Source organism: Psychrobacter sp. (genome assembly GCF_030457785.1).
In the GTDB taxonomy this organism is placed as follows: domain Bacteria; phylum Pseudomonadota; class Gammaproteobacteria; order Pseudomonadales; family Moraxellaceae; genus Psychrobacter.
This window is the reverse complement of sequence record NZ_JAKDUI010000215.1, coordinates 1-4,513: the sequence shown is the minus strand read 5'-3', so window position 1 is coordinate 4,513 and position 4,513 is coordinate 1. Positions and strand designations below refer to the sequence as shown.

General features: G+C 42.0%; 2 protein-coding genes. Both read left to right on the top strand.

Features of this window, described 5'->3' with window-relative positions; genetic code table 11:
• Nucleotides 1-825: 825 nt before the first annotated feature.
• Complete coding sequence (ppsA, locus tag L0J61_RS09500) at nt 826-3,210, top strand: phosphoenolpyruvate synthase (protein WP_301466208.1); 2,385 nt, start codon at nt 826-828, stop codon at nt 3,208-3,210.
• 121 nt (nt 3,211-3,331) lie between these two features.
• Nucleotides 3,332-4,324 carry an RDD family protein gene (locus L0J61_RS09495; protein WP_301466207.1) on the top strand — a complete coding sequence of 331 codons (993 nt, stop codon included), beginning with the start codon at nt 3,332-3,334 and terminating at the stop codon, nt 4,322-4,324.
• Nucleotides 4,325-4,513: the final 189 nt, after the last annotated feature.

Below are 4,513 nucleotides of genomic sequence, written 5' to 3'. Positions count from 1 at the left end.
TTTGGTCGGTGGATAAAAACTTTGATGCTAGCGCATCTAGGTCTTTTTTTCACCTCACATTTGGTATTGCACTTCATGTGTTAATCTAAGCTTTCATTTAGGTGTGTACTCTTTTTAAAAGTGGTGATAAAAATGAGATAAATGACAGTCAAACAAGGGAAATAGCGCAGATAACGTAAATAACGTAAATAACATAGGCAGATAGCATAGATAGAGCATAGATAGATCATAGATAGCAGCCAGCTATTTGACATCGTTTGGCAAAGTTTGGCCATTTTTAACCCATTTAGATGACTACCGACTGAATAAAGGACACGCCCCAGCATACCATTAATACTTTCATCAACAATACGTGAATATTTACATCAATACTTGTACATCAACGCCTATACACCAGTATTTGGCTACCTATATCACGGATAATAACAACGTGCTTATAAACATCTATCCTAAACACTCCTAAACGCTGATGCAACGACATACAACTGGTATTTACGTTATGCTGAGTATTATACGCATAATACGACTTTAATAGTAATCCGTGTTATAGAAGCACACCTATTAAACGTCGAGAATATGCTTTATTTTCGTTATGCTAAGCTGATACTGTGGCTTAAATCAGACACGGTAAAGTTCGTATTTACCCATATATTTACCATAATTATCACCTATACATATGGCAGAGTTTCTGCAAATAACTCAACACTCTTCAAAATTTTATCTTTTTAACAAGTTTTTTAGTTATAACCCTCGAAATTATCAAAATATGGCGGTATAATCCTCCCTTATAATCTTTACTAAATAACCTTATTTTCTGGAGTTATCATGGCAGCACAATCTACAGCACTTGTAATCAATCTGGATCAGCTAGGAAAAAACGACATAGACATGGTTGGTGGTAAGAACGCTTCGCTTGGCGAAATGATCAGCCATCTTTCTGATTTGGGTGTTAGTGTTCCAGGTGGTTTTGCCACTACCTCTAATGCTTTCAACCGTTTTTTGACAGAAACGGGCTTGCTAGAAAAAATTAACGGCGAGCTAAAAACATTAGACGTAAATGATGTCAATAAGCTTGCTGCTACTGGTAAAAAGATTCGTACTTGGATTATTGAACAAGAATTGCCACAGGATCTTGAGCAAGAAGTACGCCAATCATTTGAAACCATGAGCGGTGGTGAAGATATCGCTGTTGCTGTTCGTTCTTCTGCCACTGCTGAAGATTTGCCAGATGCTTCATTTGCCGGACAACAAGAAACTTTCTTGAATATTCGCGGTATTGATAACATCCTAATTGCTATTAAAGAAGTATTCGCATCACTGTACAACGACCGCGCTATCTCTTACCGCGTTCACAAAGGCTTTGAGCACGAAGGTGTTGCGTTATCTGCCGCTGTACAACGCATGGTTCGTTCAGAAACTGGTGCTGCTGGTGTCATGTTTACACTAGATACCGAAAGTGGTTTTGATCAAGTCGTATTCATCACCTCAAGCTACGGCCTTGGTGAGATGGTTGTTCAAGGGGCAGTAAACCCAGACGAATTTTATATCTCAAAACAACTCCTTGCTAATGGCAAACCTTCAGTTATCCGTCGCAATCTGGGTAGCAAACATAAGAAAATGGTCTATGGCGATGAAGGCAGCACTGCCAAGTCTGTCAAAACGGTAGATGTTGAAAAGCAAGAACGCATGCAATTTTCACTGTCTACTGACGAGCTTACCTCTCTTGCTAAACAAGCCGTTACGATCGAAAAACACTATGGCCAAGCAATGGACATCGAGTGGGCAAAAGATGGTGACAGCGGTGAAATCTTTATCGTTCAAGCACGCCCTGAGACTGTTAAGAGTCGCCAGGATAGCAACGTCATGGAACGTTATGTCATCGATACTAAAGGTGCTAAAGTACTGTGTGAAGGTCGCTCAATCGGTCAACGTATCGGTGCTGGTAAAGTACGTATCGTCACCAGCTTAGATGAAATGGACAAAGTAGAAGACGGCGATGTATTGGTTTCAGACATGACCGATCCTGATTGGGAGCCAGTCATGAAACGCGCTTCTGCCATCATCACTAACCGTGGTGGCCGTACTTGTCACGCTGCGATTATCGCTCGTGAGCTAGGTGTGCCAGCGATTGTAGGTTGTGGTAATGCAACCGAACTCTTGACTGATGGTCAAGAAGTTACTGCTTCTTGTGCTGAAGGTGATACCGGATTTATTTACGAAAGCAAAATTGATTTCGAGGTACAGACAAACTCTATCGAAACCATGCCAGAGCTTGCGTTCAAAGTAATGATGAACGTTGGTAATCCAGATCGTGCATTCACGTTCACTCAAATGCCAAACGAAGGTATCGGTCTTGCACGTCTAGAGTTCATCATCAACCGTATGATTGGTGTGCATCCAAAAGCATTGCTCAACATGAACAGCTTGCCGCGTGAAATTTCACAAGCCATTAGTGAGCGTATCGCTGGTTATGCGTCACCTGTTGACTTCTATGTTGATAAACTGGTTGAAGGTGTCTCGACCCTAGCAGTTGCCTTTAATGATCAGCCAGTTATCGTTCGTATGTCAGACTTTAAATCGAACGAGTATGCTAACTTATTGGGTGGTAAATTATACGAGCCATCTGAAGAAAACCCAATGTTGGGCTTCCGTGGTGCTAGCCGCTATGTCTCTGACAACTTCCGCGACTGTTTTGACCTTGAGTGTAAAGCGCTTAAGCGTGTGCGCGACGAGATGGGCTTGACCAATGTTGAAATCATGATTCCATTCGTTCGTACTGTTGGTGAAGCCAAAGAAGTGATCGAACTGCTTGAGAAAAACGGGCTGAAGCGTGGTGAAAATGGTCTGCGCGTCATCATGATGTGTGAACTACCGACCAATGCTCTGTTGGCAGACGAGTTCCTAGAATACTTCGATGGTTTCTCGATCGGCTCTAACGATTTGACACAGCTTACTCTAGGTCTTGACCGTGATTCAGGCATCATCTCACATCTATTTGATGAGCGTGATCCTGCCGTTAAGAAGCTATTGACCATGGCAATCTCTGCCTGCCGCAAACAAAACAAATACGTCGGTATTTGTGGTCAGGGCCCATCAGATCACCCGGACCTTGCATTCTGGCTCATGGAACAAGGTATCAGCTCAGTATCATTGAATCCTGATTCAGTACTAGATACTTGGTTCTTCTTAGCTGGTGAAGAAGTAAAATAAGCAGCAACCTATACAGTCATTCAAGATACAATTATCAGGGTCTATTTGAAAAATTTTAAATAGACCCTAATACTAAGTCTTATAGCAACAACTTAAGATATGACTAACTATGCAGGCATTTATGCAAATTTTTCTTGCTCGAAATAACGTCCAAGCTGGTCCATACAACTTGGAACAACTCAATATCATGTTAGCATCTGGTGAGGTATTGCTAGATGACTTGATGTGGCATGGAGGTCTAGATCAGTGGCAACGTGTAGGCGCCTTGACCAACAACCAGACGGTTTATCAGCCTAATAGCACCAGCAACACTAGCACTACTGACGACAATGCCTCCATCATCAACAAGGTTACTGTCTTTCCTGAAGAACAAGCCAACAAAGATCAGGACGACAAGTCAGTATCGTTAGACAGGCTGTATGGTAAGGCTGAACGCCCTGAAGACACGGGCAAAAACATCAAGCCTGATATGATAACCAATCGCCATCATACACCGCGCAATAATGTGTCATTAAACAAATCTGCCACGAACAAAGCAACCACTAGTAAAGACAAAGTCGTCGGCAACGTCGTACTTGCTCCCATTATGTCGCGAGCACTGGCAACGGCTCTAAACGCGCTACTCTATTTACTAGCTATCTTACCGCTAGTGATGGGCTTGTCAAAAATGGATGTGGACTATACCAAGTTCCAAAACATACAAGACATGGACGCCGCTTATCAATACTCAATGTCACTAATGGAAAGCATACCTGACAGTACGTTGATGATGTCGCAAGTGATGGTTTTTGGTCTGTTTGCCCTGCAACTGGTCTTCATTACTCTACGAGGTCAGTCACTTGGTAAGCTTATCACTGGCATTCGTGTCGTGGATCAAACCACACACCGTTTACCCTCCTTTATAAAAATGGTGGGCACACGCACTATACTGTTGTTTATCATCTATAACTTGCTGTTCTCATTTACCAGCTTTTTGGGCTTTGCTGTCATCGCAGTTCATTACTACATGGCATCCAAAAGCGCTGAAAATATTGGTTGGCATGACAAACTGGCTAAAACCCTCGTGGTAAAAGCTGATAGCAGCCAGCTGGCAAAAGAACCAAAGACTAAATAACGGTGTTCTGAAGACTACACTTGTATGAAAAAAGCAGCGTATCAGCGCTGCTTTCTTTTTTGCTCCTGTTTACTTCTGCATTAAAAAACAGCCTATTGCTGCTTTTATAATTTTTATTAGCATTGCTTTATCGATTATCCTTTGTGTTAGTCGCTAAGTACTGTTATAATACGGCGCTTTATAAACTAA

Bases quoted from the DNA above. Each gene is read 5' to 3' on its own strand.
- ppsA (WP_301466208.1), top strand. From the start codon at position 826: ATGGCAGCACAATCTACAGCACTTGTAATCAATCTGGATCAGCTAGGA.
- L0J61_RS09495 (WP_301466207.1), top strand. From the start codon at position 3,332: ATGCAAATTTTTCTTGCTCGAAATAACGTCCAAGCTGGTCCATACAAC.